1 protein-coding gene is annotated in these 599 nt (G+C 52.3%); it reads right to left on the bottom strand.

Features of this window, described 5'->3' with window-relative positions; all coding sequences use genetic code 11:
- Positions 1-599: hypothetical protein (locus tag P3R27_RS15565; protein WP_301399155.1), on the bottom strand; the 599-nt coding region annotated here is incomplete at both ends.

Below are 599 nucleotides of genomic sequence, written 5' to 3'. Positions count from 1 at the left end.
CCCCTTCCCCCTTTTCCCCCTTTTTTTTTCTCTTCCTTCTCCTCCCCTCCTTTCTCCCCCCTTCCTCCTCTTTTCTTCCTTGTCCTCTTTCTTTTTTCTTTTTCTCCCCCTTCTTCTCCTCCTTTCTCTCCTCTTTCCTCTTTCTCCTCCTCTCCTTTTCTTCCCTCTCCTCTCCTCTCTCTTCTTTTCTTTCTTTTCCCTTTTTCCTCCTCCCCCTCTTCCCCCTTTCCTTTTCTTTCCCTCCTTTTACCCTCCCTTCTTTCTCCCCCCTCCCTTCCTTCCCCCCCTTCCCCCTCTTCCTCTCTCTTCTTTTCCCCCTCCTCCTCCTCCTCTTTCCTTTCCCCTTCTCCTTTCCTTTTTCTCTTCTCCCCTTCCTCTTTATCTCTCCTTTCTTCTCCCCTTCCTCCCTCCCCCTTTTCTCCTCCCCTTCCCTTCCCCCTCCCTTCCCCCTCCCCCTCCTTTTTTCCCTCCTCTTTCTCTTTCCCTTCCCCTTCTTTTCCTTTCTCTTCTCCCCCTCTCCTCTCCCCCTCTCCTTCCTCCTCTCTCTTCTTCCTTCTTCTTCTTTCCCCCCCCCCCCCTTCTCTTCTTTTTTCTCCCTC

Source organism: Enterococcus spodopteracolus (assembly GCF_030441955.1).
In the GTDB taxonomy this organism is placed as follows: Bacteria; Bacillota; Bacilli; order Lactobacillales; family Enterococcaceae; genus Enterococcus_B; species Enterococcus_B spodopteracolus.
The sequence above is the reverse complement of the archived record's forward strand: the minus strand, read 5'-3'. Positions and strand labels throughout refer to the sequence as shown.